This is a genomic window from Glutamicibacter ardleyensis (assembly GCF_014644555.1).
GTDB classification, from domain to species: domain Bacteria; phylum Actinomycetota; class Actinomycetes; order Actinomycetales; family Micrococcaceae; genus Glutamicibacter; species Glutamicibacter bergerei.
In genome coordinates this window covers 191822-209772 of sequence record NZ_BMKX01000007.1, presented here as the reverse complement: position 1 = coordinate 209772, position 17951 = coordinate 191822, and the positions used below count along the sequence as shown (strand labels likewise).

Genomic DNA, 17951 nt, shown 5'->3' with positions numbered 1-17951 from the left:
CAGTAATGATGATGGTTTGAGGCCCTGGACACTGTGGTGTTCGGGGCCTCACCTGTTTAAGCCGTCGGCGCATATATGGCTCAGCTCGTTCAGGGCAAAGAACTAATAGCTACAGTGAATAGTAGATACTACTAGATCTGCTATATAGGGAGCCCCTCGTTGACATCTGATGCGCTGAAATATCTCGATGATTCCATCCGCCCTCAGGATGACCTGTATCGCCACTCGAACGGCAAGTGGTTCGACTCGGCATCGATTCCAAGCGATCAGGGGCTCTACGGATCATTCATGGAACTGCGTGATGACGCAGAAGACGCGGTTCACGCGATCATCACCGAAGTGGTCCAGTCCTACGAGTCGGGCACCCAGACTGAGGGTCCCACCAAGCGTATCGCAGAGCTCTACGGCAGCTTTATGAATGAAGAAGTGATTGAAGCACGTGGCGCTGAGCCTGTCGCGCAGTACCTACGCGAAATTGCACAACTTTCGACCGTAGATCAGCTAATTGAGCTCTCTGGATCTTTCTACCGCAAGGGCATCAGCGGATTCCTCGCCTCCGGTGCGATGAACGACGCAGGAAATCCAGAGCGCAACCTTCTAACCTTCTTACAGGCCGGCCTTGGGCTACCAGATGAGTCTTACTACCGTGAAGAGCAGTTCTCCCAGACGGTCGAGGACTATCAGTTGCACCTGGGCCGATTGCTGGAACTCGGTGGCATTGAATCTCCGAAGAACGCGGCGAGCTCAGTGGTGGACTTGGAAACTAGGATTGCCAGTCACCATTGGGACCGAGTTAAGGTCCGCGACGCACAAGCACGCTACAACTTGATGAACCAAGACGAAGTTCTTGCTCTGTTCCCTGAGTTGCGTTCCTGGTTGCAGGGCGCCGGTATCGATTCGAAGTACAGCGCTGAGGTAGTCCTCTGGCAGCCAAGCTACTTCAAGGCACTGTCTGAACTACTAAACTCTGAGCCACTAGAGAACTGGAAGAACTGGCTCACTGTGCAGGTCCTGCGGTCGTTCGCGCCGTATCTGTCTAGCGCTTTTGTTAACGAAAACTTCTCCTTCTACTCAGCGAAGCTGGGAGGAGTGGAAACCCTCAAGGAGCGTTGGAAGCGCGGCGTTTCGTTCACCGAGGGTGGTGTAGGTGAAGACATCGGTCAGCTTTACGTAGCCAAGCACTTCCCGCAAGAAGCTAAGACCGCGATGGATGCTTTAGTTGAGCGACTCACTGAGGCCTATCGTATTTCCATCTCCAATCTGCCGTGGATGGGCGCTGCAACCATTGAGAAGGCGTTGGAAAAGCTGTCGATGTTCCGGCCAAAGATCGGGTACCCCGATGAATGGATTGACTACTCATCGATCACGACGGACCCGTTGGACGTTATCGCTAATCTTGCAGCGGCCAACGAATTCGAATTTAAGCGTGAGCTAAAGAAGATTGATGACGGGGTGGATCGAGAGCTGTGGTTCATGTACCCGCAGACCGTCAACGCTTACTACCACCCACTGCTTAACGAGATCGCCTTCCCGGCTGCTATCCTGCGCCTGCCATTCTTCGACAAAGATCGCGACATCGCCTCGAACTTCGGCGCTATCGGCGCGGTCATTGGACACGAAATCGGTCACGGCTTTGACGATCAGGGATCGCAGTATGACGGCACCGGGCAGCTAACAAACTGGTGGACCGAAGAAGACCGAGCTGCCTTTGAAAAGCTCACCGGAAAGCTCATCGAGCAGTACAACGCGCTGAGCCCTACGGAAGCACCAGATCACCAGGTCAACGGCCAACTGACTCTCGGTGAAAACATTGGCGACCTTGGTGGGCTAGGTATCGCGTACCAGGCCTATAAGTTAGAGCTGACAGCACGGGGTATCGCAGAAGATGAAGTGATCGACGGTGTTACCGGTGATCAGCGCTTCTTCTACGCTTGGGCAGAATGCTGGCGTACGCTGATCCGCCCGGAAACGGCAGTTGTCCGGGTAACCACCGACCCACATGCTCCGGGCGAATTCCGCTGTAATCAGGTGCCAAAAAACTTGGCAGCCTTCCACGAGGCATTTGACACGAAGCCCGGCGACGGTATGTGGCTAGACCCGGCTGACCGCGTAACCATCTGGTAGTACCGAAACAAGGTGCAGGGAGCGATCCCGGCACCTTGTTTTCGTTAAGGCATAAAGATCACCATGTAAGTCGCATCATGATCAGGCCACAGAGCAATGAATGACACGTAGAATGGACTATTGTGACTTCCCAAAATAATTCCGTAGATAGCACCGATCCAAACGACCAGCGTCAGGTCCGCATCGATAAGCGCAACGTCCTGCTGGCAAACGGCGAGGAAGCCTTCCCGGTTGGGGTGGCACGCACTCATACTTTGCAGCAGGTCCGTGAGCTGTTCCCAGATCTGGAGCCGGACCAAGCAACCGGTCAGAGCGTCGGCGTTGCAGGACGTATCGTCTTCATGCGCAATACCGGCAAGCTTTGCTTCGCCACCTTGCAGGAAGGCGGCCCAAAGGGCGCCGGAACACGTCTGCAGGTAATGCTCTCGCTGGCCAATGTCGGCGAGGAGCGCTTAGCTCAGTGGAAGTCCCTGGTAGACCTCGGGGACCATGTGTTTATCACCGGTGAGGTTATTTCCTCGCGCCGTGGCGAGCTTTCGGTCATGGCCGAGGGCTTCGAAATGGCTTCCAAGGCCTTACGCCCGCTTCCAGTGCTGCACGCAGACCTGAACGAAGAAACGCGTGTGCGTCAGCGTTACGCAGATCTGATCGTGCGTAACGAAGCCCGCGAGATGGTTTACAAGCGTGCAGCGATCATCCGCGCCGTGCGTAACACCCTAGAGAACCACGAGTACGTCGAGGTGGAAACCCCGATGTTGCAGCTGGTGCACGGTGGCGCCTCGGCCCGCCCGTTCATAACCCACCTGAACGCCTTCGATCAGGAAATGACCATGCGCATCGCGCTTGAGCTATACCTGAAGCGCGCTGTGGTTGGCGGCGTGGATCGAGTCTTCGAAATTGGCCGAATCTTCCGTAACGAGGGCGTGGACTCCACGCACTCGCCAGAGTTCACCATGCTCGAATGCTATGAAGCCTATGCAGATCAGTACGTAATGGCGCAGCGCATGCAGGAGATTATCCTCAACGCGGCGGACGCCATCGGTGCTGGCCGAACCTTGGAGACCGCCAAGGGAACCATCAATCTTGATGGTGAGTGGCGCTGGTTGAGCGTCTACCCGGGACTCTCTGAAGCTGTGGGTGTGGAAATCACCCCGGAGACGGATGCCTCGGTACTACGCGAAGTCGCCGCAAAACACGAAGTTAAGATTGATCCGTCGTGGAGCGCGCAGAAACTGGTTGTTGAACTCTTCGGTGAGATCGTCGAGCCAAACTTGATCGATCCAACCTTCGTGTGTGATTACCCGCCGCTGGCACAGCCACTGGCTCGTCCGCACCGCTCGAAGCCTGGAGTGATCGAAGCCTGGGACCTGATTATTGGTGGCATGGAGCGTGGTACCGCCTTCTCCGAGCTCATTGACCCGGTCATCCAGCGCGAACGCCTCACCGAACAGTCGCTGATGGCTGCCGGCGGAGACCCCGAAGCGATGCAGCTTGATGAAGACTTCCTGCGTGCACTGGAATATGGCGCCCCACCAATGGGTGGTATCGGCCTGGGCATTGACCGCCTTGTGATGCTCTTTACCGATCTAGGTATTCGCGAAACTATTTTGTTCCCACTACTCAAGCCGGAGGCCTAAAGCCCATGCCATATGTAGAGGCTATTGTTCCGACTATCGCTTTGGCGCTCATTTTTTGGTACGCGATGAAAGCGATTACAAACGCTGATAGAAATGAACGTAAGGCTCAGGCTGAAGCCGAGGCAAAATTCATCGATCGTGGTAATTCAGAATCTGGAACGCCTGGGAAATAAGATAAGTCTAGTAATTCCCTCTTAATTCTTTGTTGCGTTCGGATTTATTGCGAAATTTGACTATACTTGATTTCTGCAATGAACATTGAGTTCTTTGGAGCTTAGTTCAGCAAATCCACGCATGGAGGAAATAGAATAATGGCACGTCAGGTTCAGATTGCCCTGATTGACGACATTGATGGTAGCGAAGCCGTTGAGTCCATTTCATTTAGTGTTGCTGGTCAGCACTTCGAAATGGATTTGAATGCGGAGCACGCCGACGAATTCCGTGCGGCCTTAGAGCCATATATCGATGCTGCACGTTCAGCCAAGCAGAGCAGCACGAGTGAAGCCCCTGCAATTCGCGCATGGGCTAAAGAAAACAACATCAAGGTCAACGCTCGCGGGCGTTTGAATGCTGATGTTGTGGATGCCTACAACGCAGCAATGCGTAAGGGTGGCCGAGGTCGCGCCAAGTAATTTACTGGGTGTTCAATAAGTCTCTACAAGGGGCCGAAGTATCGAAAGATACTTCGGCCCCTTGCTTGTATAACGGGTACATCACGGTCCATTTGTTTGGTGTACCAATGAATGTACATGCTTGTTGAAATAAGTCTGAAATTTAATGAACTAATTAGCGCACCAAATATTGGTATGCCATTGAATTATGGAGAAATCTACGTCTTCCGGTTATCCCTATGGCGAACAAGGGCGCATTGTGGCCGTCTGGTGCGTAGCATCGAACTATTGGTAAGCAAGGAGTGTGCCGAAGATGTTTGAGAGATTTACTGACCGTGCCCGTCGAGTTGTCGTGCTCGCCCAAGAAGAGGCGCGCATGCTCAACCACAACTACATCGGCACCGAGCACCTGCTGCTCGGTCTTATCCACGAAGGTGATGGGGTGGCCGCAAAGGCGCTCGAATCGCTGAATATTTCGTTGGGTGCCGTGCGTGAGCAGGTGCAGGAGATTATCGGTAAGGGCCAGCAGGCCCCTTCCGGTCATATCCCCTTCACTCCACGCGCCAAAAAGGTTTTGGAGCTTTCGCTACGCGAAGCGTTGCAGCTGGGTCATAACTACATTGGAACCGAGCACATTCTGCTCGGCTTGATCCGCGAAGGCGAGGGCGTCGCAGCCCAGGTGCTGGTGAAGCTGGGTGCCGACCTTGGTCGCGTGCGCCAGCAGGTCATCCAGCTGCTCTCGGGCTACCAGGGAAGTAAGGACACCGCCTCGGCTGGTGTTAGCTCTGGTGGACAGTCCGAGGGAACCCCTGCGGGATCTGCAGTACTGGACCAGTTCGGTCGCAACCTCACCGCAGCAGCCCGCGAAGGCAAGCTGGACCCGGTGATCGGTCGCGAACACGAGATGGAACGCGTTATGCAGGTCCTCTCGCGTCGTACCAAGAACAACCCGGTACTCATTGGTGAGCCAGGCGTCGGTAAGACCGCGGTAGTTGAGGGCCTAGCCCAGGCGATCGTGCGTGGAGACGTGCCGGAAACCATCAAGGACAAGCAGCTGTACACCCTGGACCTCGGTTCACTGGTGGCCGGCTCACGTTACCGCGGTGACTTCGAAGAGCGCCTGAAGAAGGTGCTCAAGGAAATCCGTACCCGCGGAGACATTATCTTGTTCATCGACGAGATCCACACCCTCGTGGGTGCAGGTGCCGCCGAGGGCGCTATCGACGCTGCCTCGATCCTCAAGCCAATGCTGGCTCGTGGCGAGCTGCAGACCGTCGGTGCAACCACCTTGGATGAGTACCGCAAGAACATCGAGAAGGACGCGGCTCTTGAGCGTCGTTTCCAGCCGATTCAGGTCAAGGAGCCTTCGGTCGAGCTGACCACGCAGATTCTGCGTGGCCTGCGTGACCGCTACGAAGCGCACCACCGCGTGACCATCACCGACGGTGCACTGCAGGCAGCTGCCACGCTGGCGCACCGTTACATCTCGGATCGTTTCCTGCCCGATAAGGCCGTTGACTTGATCGACGAGGCCGGTGCTCGACTGCGCATTCAGCGCATGACCGCACCTCCGGCGTTGAAGGAAATGGACGAGGAAATCGCCACCGTGCGACTGGAGAAGGAAGCTGCGATTGATGCGCAGGACTTCGAAGGTGCCGCATCGCTGCGCGATAAGGAATCCAAGCTCATCGAGGCCCGTAACGAGAAGGAAAAGTCCTGGCGCAATGGCGACCTCGACGAAATCTCCGAGGTCACCGAGGAACTCATCGCCGAAGTTTTGGCTAACTCCACAGGTATCCCAGTGGTGAAGCTGACCGAGGAAGAGTCCACGCGTCTGATGAACATGGAAGACGAGCTGCACAAGCGTGTGGTCGGCCAGGATTCGGCAATCAAGGTGATTAGCCAGGCGATCCGCCGTACCCGTGCAGGTCTGAAGGATCCAAACCGCCCAGGCGGCTCGTTCATCTTCGCCGGTCCAACCGGTGTAGGTAAAACCGAGCTGGCAAAGGCTTTGGCCGAATTCCTCTTCGGTGAAGAAGACGCGCTGATTACTTTGGACATGTCCGAGTACTCCGAGAAGCACACCGTTTCGCGACTCTTCGGTGCCCCTCCGGGTTACGTCGGTTACGAAGAAGGCGGACAGCTGACCGAGAAGGTTCGCCGTCGTCCATTCGCCGTAGTGCTCTTTGACGAGGTGGAGAAGGCCCACTCGGACCTGTTCAACTCGTTGCTGCAGATCTTGGAAGACGGTCGTTTGACCGACTCGCAGGGTCGCGTGGTCGACTTCAAGAACACCATCATCATCATGACCACCAACCTTGGTACCCGAGATATCTCCAAGGGTGTCATGACAGGTTTCCAGGCATCGGCCGATACTCGTACCGGGTACGAGCGGATGCAGGCAAAGGTTCAGGAAGAACTGCGTCAGCATTTCCGTCCGGAATTCTTGAACCGCGTTGATGACATCGTGGTCTTCCCACAGCTGGACCAGGACGAGATCGAAGAGATCGTTGATCTGTTCGTCGGACGTCTGGCCAAGCGACTAGATGATCGCGGTATGACCATCGAACTGACTCCGGCCGCACGCAAGCTTTTGGCCGAGCGTGGCTACGATCCAGCCATGGGTGCTCGTCCATTGCGTCGCACGATCCAGCGCGATATTGAAGATCAACTCTCTGAGAAGATCCTCTTCGGGCAGATCGTCTCAGGGCAGAAGATCACTGTTGACGTCGAAGGCGAAGCGGAGACACGCAAGTTTGTCTTCCACGCAGAAGGTGGAACCGGTGAGCTGGAAGGCGAACCGGCACCAGCTGCGTTGGAAAGCTAAAGCTTAGGCAATAAAAACCACGGGTGAGGTATTCGGATAACTTCCGACTACCTCACCCGCGGTGCTTTTAACCTAGTTTTTCACTGCCTTGGCCACCAAATCGGTGAGCATTTTGAGATGTGTTTCTTCCAGCGCGGTGATCGCAAAAGAAGTTGGCCACAAGGTGCCCTCATCTAGCCGCGCCACATCGTTGAAGCCGAAAGTTAGATAGCGTGCCTCAAACTTCTTAGCATCTTGAATGAAGCACAAAACCTTGCCATCAAGAGCATAAGCGGGCATCCCGTACCAGAGCTTTGGCTCCAACTGTGGTGCCGTGCTGGTGATCAGCTGGTGCAGTCGCTGAGCTAGTTCCTTGTCGCTTCCTTCGAAGGAATCGATTTTTGCTTCCAGATCCGCTCGCGCGGCCTGCTGCTTCTCGGCCTTGCTCATGCGCTTCTTCGGAGCCTTTAGCTCGGCCGCACGTTCCTTCATTGCGGCTTTTTCTGCCGCGCTGAATCCCTGAGTGTCCGACATGTTCATAAACTCCTAAGCGCTTTGATTGATGCGAACCATATTTCCCGACGGATCGCGGAAGGCACAATCACGAGGTCCCCACGGTTGCTCGATAGGTTCCTGCAGGACTTCTGCCCCACTGGCGCTGATGGTTTGGAACACCGAGTCCAAATCATTGACGGAAAGCACCAGGCCACCTAGCGCTCCCTTGGCAACGAGTTCCGCGAGAGCGGCCGCGTCTTGCTCAGAGCGTCCAGCGCCTGGCGCAGAGAGTACCAAGTTCAGACCGGGCTGCCCAGATATTGCTAGCGATACCCAGCGGAACCCGCCGTGAGCTACATCCGAGACCACCTCAAGACCCAACGCGTCGCGGTAAAAAACTAAGGCTTCATCAACATCAAGTACGGTGACCGGAATATATTGCACACTAATATTTGTCATGAATTCAGCCTAGTGTCGGGGAAAATTCTGAGCTTCTTCAAAACTGCTCAAAATCGTGGAGGGCGCATCAGGATCTTGGCAATGCACGCTGGGATCTCCTCGGTCGCTAAATGCTCACGTGCCGCATAAGCCGAAGGGGATTCACCAACTATCTCGGTGAATCGGCTGCTAAAGGAACCAAGCGAACTCCACCCGACAGCCATGGCAGCGTCGGTTACCGAAACTCCGGCGCGTAAGAGCACCATGGCTCGTTCGATCCGGCGGGTCAACAGGTATGAGTAGGGTGTCTCGTCGTAAGCGCGCTTAAACTCCCGAGAAAAATGTGCGGGGGACATCAGTGCACGCCCCGCCATTGCAGGAACATCTAACGGATCCGCAAAATGCCGATCCATGAGGTCTCGTGCCCGGCGCAGATGAGCCAAGGTGGCCAGATCCATTAGCTGCGTTTTCGCAATACTAAGTACAGGCCGAGACCCACACAGCACAGGTACACCCCGGTTACCGCCAGCCAGCCGGTAGTGAACCCGCCAGGTGAGGAGATTAACGCACCCATAGCTAGTGGTCCAAAAGTAAACCCGGCAAACTGCCCGGCCGAGACAATGCCGGTGGAACTACCTAGCGAAGCTGCTGGAACCGCGCGTAACAACGCGGCCATCAACACCACCGAAACTCCAAGGGCCGCAGCACCATGTAAGAGCACCGCAAGCCATAACAGAGGCGCAGAATGCTGTACCTGGGCTTGCCAGAAGGTCAACGCACCACTGGTGGCTAACAGGGCTAAGGTGAGCAACAGTTTGGGTGCAGAGACTCCCTTAGACATCAGTGCTCCCCAGCCGATACGTGCGGCCACGCCGAAGGCTCCTGCCACGGCAGCGGTCAGGCCGCCTAAAAGCAATGAAAAGTGCAACTCGCGCACCGCAAACAAGGGAAGGTACACGTTGGTTGCCTGCACCCCCATACCGTTAATGAAGCCAAAAGCGGTCAACGTGATAACGATAAAACGGGTGGAAGGGCCGGTGGTGGTTGCCGTATTTTTCCGTGGCTTGCTCGCCGGGACTGGAAGTAGGGCGGTGGCGTTGATCAGTCTGACCGTCAACACCCCGAGCACCGCGGCAAGTATCGCTCCGACCAATGAAGCCCCGCGCCAGCCAATCCAGGCGGCCAACAACGGGAATCCGAGGCTGCCCACCAGCTGGCTTACCTGCACACCAGATTGTTTGATGCCCGTCCACGTGATGCGTTGTGCCCCTGGCACGCGTTGGACCAACACTCGATTGGTGACCCCGTTGGGGAAGGACTGCGCGAAGCCAGCGAACATCGCGGCCACGAGTAGTAACGCGTAACCACTGGGAATAGCAGCCAAGGCAAGTGCGGCAGCCGATAGACCAAAAACGATGATGAATAAGCTGGCATCGGTGCGCCGATCAGCGAACTTACTGAAGGCGGCGTTACCGATAGCTGCACAACCGAAACATACGGTGGCAAGTAAACCGAACTGCGTCTCGCTGATGTGCAGCTCCGAAATAACCAGGTCGCTGGTGGCACTGAGCCCGTAGGTAAACAACGGGGCGATACCTACTGAGGCCAGGAGCACTAGCAGCAAGCCGGCTCCGGGTTTCGCCATATGCTGTTGCATCGTGCTCCCTGATTTGTGGTTGTCCGCCCTTAGTGTTGCATATTGCTTGGCTGATGTGTCACAAAAAAGACTTCAGTGCTTGGGTGGGCTTGGTTACGGGAATAGTATGTGGCAGGTGAATACTTTTACCGTCCGCTCAGCCCGTACCAGCGATGTCGCGAAAATTAGGGACCTTGTGCGCCCGCTCGCGGTAGACCGAATCTTGCTGGACAAGGAAGCGGTAACCTACTACGAGTCCATTCAAGAGTTCGTCATCGCCGAAGACGCTAGCCGCGGCGAAGTAGTCGGCTGTGGTGGTCTACACGTGATCTGGGAAGATATCGCAGAGATCCGCACGCTTGCCTCCAGCAACAAATACCGCGGTCAGGGTGTTGGGCATGTGCTGATTGAAGAATTGCTGCGTCGGGCTAAAGAAGTCGGAGTGTCCCGGGTCTTTTGCCTGACCTTCGAAGTGGAATTTTTTGAACGCCATGGGTTCACCGTGATGGCCGATCAATCCGCGGTCGACCAAGAGGTGTATCAGGAACTACTGCACTCGCGTGATGAGGGCGTGGCAGAGTTCCTGGACCTAGCTCGGGTGAAGCCAAATACCTTGGGAAATACCCGAATGATCTTGACCTTCTAGTCCATCGAATCGTAGCGTGCGCGGAAAAGCAGATATACCGCGTAGGCCAGCAATCCGACACCGATGGCCGCTAGCGCGACAGAACCGAAGCTCTGGTCTCGGATGGCCTTGAGCGCCCCATCAATTCCCGTTGCTTCTTCGGGATCATGCTGAATTGTGGCGACAATAAAGAGTAAGCCGAGAGCTCCAAGCACCAGGCCCTTGGCGATGTAGCCGATTGTTCCGGTGATTTTCACGGCGGGGGAGACCGCGGTGCCACCAGTGGTTTTTAGGTCTTTTAAGAACCTGCGGGTCACACCGCGGAAGACGAAAAACCCACCTACGCAGATCACTGCGGCGCCAGTAATAATCAATGCGATCTGCCCGGCCGGATGTCCCATCAGCTCACCGCTGAGGCTGGTAGCGGTCTTCTTGGAATCGCTACCACTGCCGATGGCGTAACGGCCAAAAGCGCCCCCGGTGAGCAGAAAAACTAACCCGGTGGACACAAATTTTATGCGCGTACGAAGTTTGTCGCTGTGGAGCAACGCCTGAGAAATATTCCATAAACCCAAAAGCAGGGATCCGGCGGCACAGACCCACAGCAACAGTTCACCAAATGGTTGCGACGCAAGTGCCTGGATGGCCCCGCTTTGATCTGCCTGAGCGGATCCACCGGTGGCGAGCACCAAGGCCAACGCGCCTAATACTCCGTGCAATATTCCATTGGCCACGTAACCGGACCTGGCCAATCGCTCAAACCAGGGGTGATCGGCTGCCCTGCGGGCGGCATTAGCCGCGTCTGCGCTTGCATTCATAGCCATAGCATAGGGCGGTACTGCCCCAAATACGATAAGTGGCGCGCGAAGCCTAGCTTGGCAGCCGGATACCTGCTTCTTCAGCAAGCGCTAATCCGTCGCTCAGCAGCCCGGCCAGTGCGCGTTCACGTTGCTCAAGCGGCGCGTCAAGCTTGTGCAGGGCTATATAGTCGCCGTGGCCTTGAAGCGCTAGATCCGTCAGGAAGGTTTCGCGGAGCACGGGTTCTTCGTGGGCCCGCAAGATCGCCATCATCGCCCCACGAACCTGGCGGTCGGTGCCCTTCCACGCTTGTCCTTTGGGCGCGTAGTGCGGTGCGGGTTGCCCTGCTTTAATCCACGCGCAGTGTTCATAGACCGGGCAGGCATCACATTTTGGTGAGCGTGCCGTGCAGATCAGCGCGCCGAGCTCCATGACCGAGATATTCCACAGATTTGCGCTTGAGTGCTCTTCGGGTTGAACCTGCTTGGCACGTGCGAACTCGCTGGCGCGCGGATTTGGTTCGGGTAACGCCATCCCACCAAATAACCGGGCGTGCACCCGGCGGATATTGGTATCAACGACTACGGTGCGTTGCCCGTAGGCGAAACAGGCAATGGCCGCGGCGGTGTACTCGCCGACCCCTGGAAGTGCACGCAGCTGCTGTTCGGTTTCCGGCACTTCACCGTTGTACTGGGTGGTGATTTCAATGGCGGCCGCATGCAAGCGCATGGCGCGGCGCGGATAGCCTAAACGGCCCCAGGCCTTTAACGCCTCGGACAAGGGCTCGGCGGCCAGGTCTTGAGGCCGTGGCCAACGGTGCATCCACTGCTCCCAGACCGGTAGCACGCGCACCACCGGAGTTTGCTGCAGCATGAATTCACTGACCATGACGGCCCAGCCGCTGACGCCAGGACGACGCCACGGAAGGTCGCGGGCATTGCGCTGGTACCAGTGATTAATTTGTTGGTGGATTTCTTGCACGTATCCACTCTAAGCGAGCCGATTCACGGTGTGGAATCGGCTGGCATTACCGGGCTGAGGCTCAGCGATGAACTAGCCTTAAGCCATGAGTAATGCATCGGGGGGAAAATCAGCGGCCAGCGTTTATCGCCGCCGGCGCATTGCCGTGGCCGTGATCGCTTTAGCGATCGTTGGCTTGCTGGTTTGGGGCGGCGTAGCGCTGGCCGGAATTCTTGGAGCCAGCACGCCAGTCGAGAACAAACCGCAAGCGGTGCCGAGCACTTCGCCAAGCCCTAATGAGTCCGCTACACCGGACACGGGGGACAAATGCTCTTCGGATGAGGTAAAAATTACCGCCAGCACCGATACCGGCTCGTACCCCACCGATAAGCAACCGGTGCTGATCCTAGGCATTGAGAACAGCTCAGAGCGTGAGTGCGAATTAAACGTGGGTACCACCCAACAAGAATTCTTGATCACCAGCGGCAACGACCGCATCTTCTCCACACTCGACTGTCTGACCGATGGTGAAGATGTGGCAATGAAAATGAAGCCGGGACAAAAAGAATCTGCCCGCTTCACCTGGTCCCGTCAACGCTCGGCCCCGGGCTGCAAGTCAGTCAACGTGAAACCACGTCCGGGAACCTACAAATTCACCGCAGCCTTAGGCGAAAACAATTCGGAGCCGGTGACCTTCCAGCTGGACTAGATGTACCGGTCCAAAAGTGAGGACTCGGCCATACGGGCCAGACCTTCGCGGATCGAACGCGCGCGCTGTTCACCGACGCCTTCGATTTCCATCAGCGAGGTGGTGGACGCCGCCATCAGGTGCTGCAAATTATCGAAGGCTGCCACCAGCCGCTCGCCGATAGCCTTGGGCACCGTGCGGATCTGTGAGAGCAACCGGTAACCCTTGGGGGTGAGTTGGTCATCTTGGCTCACGGTCGAATTCGGGAACAGGATCTTGGTGAGCGCTTCCAGCTCGACCAATTGTGCGTCGGTGATCTCGGCGAGCTTCTTCAGCGCCGCGTCAATATCCAGCTCCACACCCTCCGCATTTGAATAATCGCGCAGGATCAGCTGGTTATCGGCCTGCACGCCGGCGAGCAGTTCCGCGTGCTGGGCCGCGAGCAGGCGACCGTCTACGCCTAGTTCCAGTACATGCCGGGAGATCTCCTCGCTGGTTCGGCGTAACATTTCAGTGCGTTGCAGTACCGCGAGGACCTCACGAACCGTGGCCACATCTTCAATCTCCGCGGCAGACAGGGCGCTGGTGACCTGGTCCAACCGGTGCCGGTACCGCTCCAGGGTGGCTACCGCTTGGTTACCGCGCGCCAGCAGGCGCTCACTAGTTTCCAGCACATGGCGCTCGCCGGCTGCATATAGCGTGATGGTATGCATCGATTGGGAGACCGAGATGACCGGGAAACCGGTCTGTACTGCCACACGCTCGGCGGTGCGGTGCCGGGTTCCGGATTCTTGGGTTTCGATTGCAGCATCAGGCATGAGCTGTACCCCTGCTTGCAATACCTGTTTTCCCGTTGCATCAAGAATAATTGCGCCGTCCATCTTCGCTAGTTCGCGAATCCGGGTGGGGGTGTATTCGGTGTTAATCCGAAAACCGCCGGAGCAGATGGATTCAACTACCCGATCGTGACCTAGAACTATCAACGCTCCGGTACGTCCACGCTGGATGCGTTCAAGCCCTTGAGCTAGTTCGGTTCCCGGTGCGATCCGGGCCAGAGTGGTTAACAGTGCGGGGGTGGGGTGCAGTTTCACCGTGCGTCCTTTCAGCGGGCAGCAACCACCATTTTATCCTGTTGGATTCTTTCGCTGGGTAAAGGCGACGTCTAGTGCCTCGGTGATCGACTCGACCTGAAAGACGCGAATACCGTCCGGGATATTTTTTAGCGGTTCTGGGGTAGAAGGTGCCATTGCAAAAGAGAATCCCAGCCGTGCAGCCTCGGTAATTCGTCGGGAAATTTCTGGCACCTGGCGCACCTCACCGGCCAACCCCACCTCGCCGAATGCGACAAAGTCTTGGGGAAGCGGAAAATCGTTCATTGACGAGGCGATCGCTAGGGCGCAGGCAAGGTCCGCTGCGGGTTCGGTAATTTTTACCCCACCGACGGTGGCGATGTAGGAGTCCATCGCGGACAGGTCCATGCGGGCTCGCGCCTGCAGTACCGCCAGCACCATTTGCGCGCGCGCCGGGTCTAAGCCGCTGGTAGCGCGGCGCGGAGCCGGAGCGCTGGAGCGTGAAAGTAGGGTTTGCACCTCGGCGACCAAGGGGCGACGGCCCTCCAGCGTCACGGTAATGCAAGTACCTGGCACCGGGTTGCGGGTGCGGGTGACAAAAAGCTTTGAAGGGTCGGTCAGTGAATGAATGCCATCTTCATTCAAATCAAAGCAGCCCACCTCATCGGTGGCACCGTAGCGGTTTTTTAGCGCACGTAGGATGCGTAGTCGGGAGTGTTTCTCGCCGTCGAACTGGCAGACCACATCGACTAGGTGTTCGAGCAGGCGCGGTCCGGCAACCGAGCCTTCCTTAGTGACGTGACCGACCATAATGGTGGTCATCGCACGGGTTTTTGCGGCATTAATAATTGAGGCTGCGACCTCACGCACCTGTGACACGCCGCCGGCGGACCCGTCGATTTCAGCCGAAGAGAAGGTCTGCACGGAATCTAACACCAGCAGCTGGGGGTCAATTTCGCGAATCTGACCCAGTGCGAGCGACAGGTCGGTTTCCGCGGCCAGGTACAGATTATCTGCCACCGCATTAATCCGTTCGGCACGTGATTTAACCTGCGCCGCGGATTCCTCGCCGGTCAGATAAAGTACGCGCAGGCCGGTTGCCGCCGCCTTTGCAGCTACATCAAGCAGCAAGGTGGATTTTCCTACCCCGGGCTCCCCGGCTAGCAAGATCGCCGCGGCCGGGACGAGCCCGCCACCGAGTACGCGGTCCAGCTCGGAGACCCCGCTGGTGCGGAATGCCGCTGCCGAACCATCAATTTGCGCAATAGGTTGGGCAATATGTGCCACCTTGGCGGCCGGTGCGGTGCGCGCGGTGACAGCGCCAACCTCGTCGACCGAACCCCAAGCTTGGCATTCGCCGCAACGGCCCACCCATTTAACCGTTGTCCAGCCACATTCGGCGCATTTGTAGCTTGCGGAAGGCTTACTGCGTGTGGAGGTCTTGGCCATAGCTCAATGTTATCTAGCTAAACGGACAATTCAGCTCAGGCGAGGCAGTGGCCCCACAGCTTCTTCGTGATCTCGGCCGGCGGCCTGCAATAGGTCGACAACCATCGGGCGAAGCAGCAAGACCAGGCCTTCACCTTGCAACCCTTCGACGCCAAGTTCACGCGGGTCAAGTTGGGCCGCTACCGCTTCGAGCTGGTGCCTGGCGGCTTTCTCAAATTTTCTTTGTCCGGCCACGGTAGGTTCGCGCACCGAATGGGCCATCGTATTTACCGCTTCGGATACGTCACGCAGCAGTGGTGCCAGGCTTTGCGCGCCCTGCTCGGTCAGCGCGCTATTACTCAGCACCGAGGCCAGCCGGCGTGCAAAAACCCGACAGTTACGGGTGGCACGATCAAAGTGTTCAAAGCGTGAGGATAACCGGCTTAACTCGTGGCGATGTCTGCGTCCGGTAGGGGAGAGCGTTGCGACTTCGCGGGCCGTGCGGAAGGCTCCGGGAAGGGAATCGAGATGGCGTTGGGTGGCGCGAGCCTTGATCAGTGCGTGGAATGCTGCGCGGTGGTCATCGTCGCGGACCGCCCAGGAGCATTCGATCATCACCTCGGATAACTCCTTGAGTAGATCAGAGAGGCCGCCCACCGGGGTGCGCCGTGGGTCGCTGGGCCACAGGATCACGATGAGCAACGCCAGCAGCGAGCCGGTCATCGCGTCAATGGAACGGGCAAAAGGTCCGTCGGCACTAATCGGCAGCAAAACAACAAGCGCCGACTGCATGCCGAGTTGAGTCGAGAAAATTGCGCCAGAATCCAGATAGCGGGCTACCACCAGAGACAGCGACATCACCGCGGCTGCCTGCCAAATGCCCTGCCCCCACCAGTGCATCAGCATGTCGCCCAGGGCTACGCCCAGGGTGCAGCCTAGTGCGACCTCTGCGGTGCGGCGGGTGGTGGTCGCCGATCCGAAGCCTAGAGATACCAGCGCGCTGGTGGCGGCAAAGATCGGGTCGGTATGTCCCCAGATGGCCGAAGCGATCCAGAATGCGCCTATTGCGCCCAGTGTCATGCGCGAGATGCGCGGTAGTGAGTTTCGGGTGCGCACCAGTCCGGAGCGGTTGCGTTGGCTCAGAAACTTCCACGCGCGCTGCGCTATTCCTGCTTGGGACATGTCACTAGTGTTCCATGACACGCTCCAAGAGCGAGCCTCGCGTCGGCGATGTTGCGCCCATTTGTGATGCGGGCGCCAAAAAACTCCAGAAATAAACCAGGTGATCGAGCTCACGTGAGATTGTGTGGGTTGTTAACCTTCCGTTCACCTTGGCTGGGTGATCTGGTTACCTACGGCGTTTAACGTCGTATACGAAGCGTGGCAGATGTCCGCTGTTGGTCACACTCAGATCATCTATAAATGGGGAGTAATACTCGTGAAGCTCAATCGTTTTGGCAGCGCTGCTGCAGTTCTTTCCGTCGCCGCGCTCGCACTGACCGCCTGTGGATCAGATAACCCAACCGCAGCCGCCGGCTCGGAGTCGGCCAGCAGCTCGGCTGCATCCGGCGTCACCGGCACGCTAACCGGCATCGGCGCTTCCAGCCAGAACTCGGCAATGGAAGCCTGGATTACCGGCTTCAAGGCTGAGAACGCGGACGCCAACGTGCAGTACTCGCCAGATGGTTCCGGCGCTGGCCGCGAAGCATTCCTGGCAGGCGGCGCACAGTTCGCCGGTTCGGACGCTTACCTGAAGCCAGAAGAAGCCGAAAAGGCTAAGGAAGTTTGCGGCCCAGAGGGTGCATTCAACATTCCTGCCTACGTCTCCCCGATCGCGATTGCCTTCAACCTTGAAGGCGTCGAAGAAATCAACATGGACGCAGCAACCATCGCCAAGGTGTTCAAGAAAGAAATCACCAAGTGGAACGATGAGGCTATCGCCAGCCAGAACCCAGATGTGGAACTGCCAGACACCGCGATCACCGTGGTACACCGCAACGACGAGTCCGGCACCACCGAGAACTTTGTTGAATACCTGAAGGCAGCAGCTGGCGACGTCTGGGACTACGATGTTTCCGGTGACTGGCCAAGCGACATCCAGTCGGAAAACGCTAAGGGCACCTCCGGCGTGGTCTCCACCACCACCTCCACCGACGGCGCCATCACCTACGCTGACTTCTCCGCAGTGGGCAAGCTGTCCACCGTGAACGTCAAGGTCGGCGAGGAATACACCAAGATCTCGGCCGAGGCAGCAGCCAAGGCTCTAGAAACCGCAACCCCGGTCAAGGACGCGGCCGAGAACGATCTGGCGCTGGACCTTGAGCGTGACACCACCGAGGCTGGCACCTACCCAATCGTGCTGGTTTCGTACCACATCTTCTGCAGCTCCTACAAGGATCAGGCAACCGTTGACCTGGTCAAGGCCTTCGGCAACTACGTCATCTCCGACGCAGGCCAGAAGACCGCGCAGGATTCTGCCGGCAACGCCCCAATCTCGGCCGCAATTTCCGAGAAGGCTGCCAAGTCGATCGACGGCATCACCGTAGCCAAGTAGTATCCAAGCATGACCGCGTGGGCGGATTAAAATGATCCGCCCTCGCAAAACCCCCTCCACCCCCACGACCTCGCAGTCGTA

At 57.3% G+C, this 17951-nt stretch carries 17 protein-coding genes; 8 read left to right on the top strand and 9 right to left on the bottom strand.

The window, feature by feature from the left end; all coding sequences use genetic code 11:
- The first annotated feature begins 159 nt into the window (after nt 1–159).
- From IEX04_RS13950 to IEX04_RS13930, 5 genes are all read left to right on the top strand, one after another.
- The gene (locus IEX04_RS13950) at nt 160–2124 is read left to right on the top strand and encodes a M13 family metallopeptidase (protein WP_188686407.1); all 1965 of its coding nucleotides are present in this window, start codon (nt 160–162) and stop codon (nt 2122–2124) included.
- 122 nt (nt 2125–2246) lie between these two features.
- Nucleotides 2247–3761, top strand: a complete 1515-nt coding sequence (gene lysS, locus IEX04_RS13945; protein ID WP_188686404.1) for a lysine--tRNA ligase — start codon at nt 2247–2249, stop codon at nt 3759–3761.
- A 5-nt stretch (nt 3762–3766) separates the two neighbouring features.
- Nucleotides 3767–3934, top strand: coding sequence for a hypothetical protein (locus IEX04_RS13940; RefSeq protein WP_181148077.1), 168 nt, complete (start codon nt 3767–3769; stop codon nt 3932–3934).
- Between the two features lie 138 nt (nt 3935–4072).
- Nucleotides 4073–4393 (top strand): histone-like nucleoid-structuring protein Lsr2, encoded by a 321-nt coding sequence (locus IEX04_RS13935; RefSeq protein WP_105677644.1) that lies wholly within the window; start codon nt 4073–4075, stop codon nt 4391–4393.
- Between the two features lie 292 nt (nt 4394–4685).
- Nucleotides 4686–7199 (top strand): ATP-dependent Clp protease ATP-binding subunit, encoded by a 2514-nt coding sequence (locus tag IEX04_RS13930; RefSeq protein ID WP_096256842.1) that lies wholly within the window; start codon nt 4686–4688, stop codon nt 7197–7199.
- A 72-nt stretch (nt 7200–7271) separates the two neighbouring features.
- Here IEX04_RS13930 and IEX04_RS13925 read toward each other — a convergent pair whose 3' ends face one another.
- From IEX04_RS13925 to IEX04_RS13910, 4 genes are read right to left on the bottom strand one after another with little or no spacing between them, the layout of a single operon-like run.
- Nucleotides 7272–7712 (bottom strand): iron chaperone, encoded by a 441-nt coding sequence (locus IEX04_RS13925; protein WP_170947894.1) that lies wholly within the window; start codon nt 7710–7712, stop codon nt 7272–7274.
- Between the two features lie 12 nt (nt 7713–7724).
- Nucleotides 7725–8132 (bottom strand): VOC family protein, encoded by a 408-nt coding sequence (locus IEX04_RS13920; protein ID WP_096256840.1) that lies wholly within the window; start codon nt 8130–8132, stop codon nt 7725–7727.
- A 47-nt stretch (nt 8133–8179) separates the two neighbouring features.
- Nucleotides 8180–8569, bottom strand: coding sequence for a helix-turn-helix transcriptional regulator (locus tag IEX04_RS13915; protein ID WP_096256839.1), 390 nt, complete (start codon nt 8567–8569; stop codon nt 8180–8182).
- The gene (locus tag IEX04_RS13910) at nt 8569–9768 is read right to left on the bottom strand and encodes an MFS transporter (protein WP_188686401.1); all 1200 of its coding nucleotides are present in this window, start codon (nt 9766–9768) and stop codon (nt 8569–8571) included. The genes IEX04_RS13915 and IEX04_RS13910 overlap by 1 nt, the downstream gene beginning before the upstream one ends.
- A gap of 115 nt (nt 9769–9883) precedes the next feature.
- On the opposite strand from IEX04_RS13910, the gene IEX04_RS13905 reads away from it, so the two are divergent.
- Entirely contained in the window at nt 9884–10393 is a 510-nt protein-coding gene (locus tag IEX04_RS13905; protein WP_229677155.1) for an amino-acid N-acetyltransferase, read from the top strand.
- Here the strand turns inward: IEX04_RS13905 and IEX04_RS13900 are convergent.
- Nucleotides 10390–11190 carry a DUF1206 domain-containing protein gene (locus IEX04_RS13900; protein WP_194446458.1) on the bottom strand — a complete coding sequence of 267 codons (801 nt, stop codon included), beginning with the start codon at nt 11188–11190 and terminating at the stop codon, nt 10390–10392. The two genes, IEX04_RS13905 and IEX04_RS13900, sit on opposite strands and share 4 nt — an antisense overlap.
- A 52-nt stretch (nt 11191–11242) precedes the next feature.
- Complete coding sequence (locus tag IEX04_RS13895) at nt 11243–12151, bottom strand: iron-sulfur binding domain-containing protein (protein WP_096256836.1); 909 nt, start codon at nt 12149–12151, stop codon at nt 11243–11245.
- A gap of 85 nt (nt 12152–12236) precedes the next feature.
- On the opposite strand from IEX04_RS13895, the gene IEX04_RS13890 reads away from it, so the two are divergent.
- The gene (locus IEX04_RS13890; RefSeq protein ID WP_188686395.1) at nt 12237–12839 is read left to right on the top strand and encodes a hypothetical protein; all 603 of its coding nucleotides are present in this window, start codon (nt 12237–12239) and stop codon (nt 12837–12839) included.
- Here the strand turns inward: IEX04_RS13890 and disA are convergent.
- Genes disA through IEX04_RS13875 form a run of 3 tightly spaced genes read right to left on the bottom strand, consistent with a single transcriptional unit; the run spans nt 12836 to nt 16519 of the window.
- Complete coding sequence (disA, locus tag IEX04_RS13885) at nt 12836–13909, bottom strand: DNA integrity scanning diadenylate cyclase DisA (RefSeq protein ID WP_096256834.1); 1074 nt, start codon at nt 13907–13909, stop codon at nt 12836–12838. The genes IEX04_RS13890 and disA overlap by 4 nt on opposite strands.
- A 33-nt stretch (nt 13910–13942) precedes the next feature.
- The gene (radA, locus tag IEX04_RS13880) at nt 13943–15337 is read right to left on the bottom strand and encodes a DNA repair protein RadA (protein ID WP_096256833.1); all 1395 of its coding nucleotides are present in this window, start codon (nt 15335–15337) and stop codon (nt 13943–13945) included.
- 30 nt (nt 15338–15367) lie between these two features.
- Nucleotides 15368–16519 carry an FUSC family protein gene (locus tag IEX04_RS13875; protein ID WP_229677154.1) on the bottom strand — a complete coding sequence of 384 codons (1152 nt, stop codon included), beginning with the start codon at nt 16517–16519 and terminating at the stop codon, nt 15368–15370.
- A gap of 235 nt (nt 16520–16754) precedes the next feature.
- Between IEX04_RS13875 and pstS the strand changes: the two genes are divergently transcribed.
- Nucleotides 16755–17870, top strand: coding sequence for a phosphate ABC transporter substrate-binding protein PstS (gene pstS / locus IEX04_RS13870; RefSeq protein WP_188686446.1), 1116 nt, complete (start codon nt 16755–16757; stop codon nt 17868–17870).
- Nucleotides 17871–17951 lie beyond the last annotated feature (81 nt).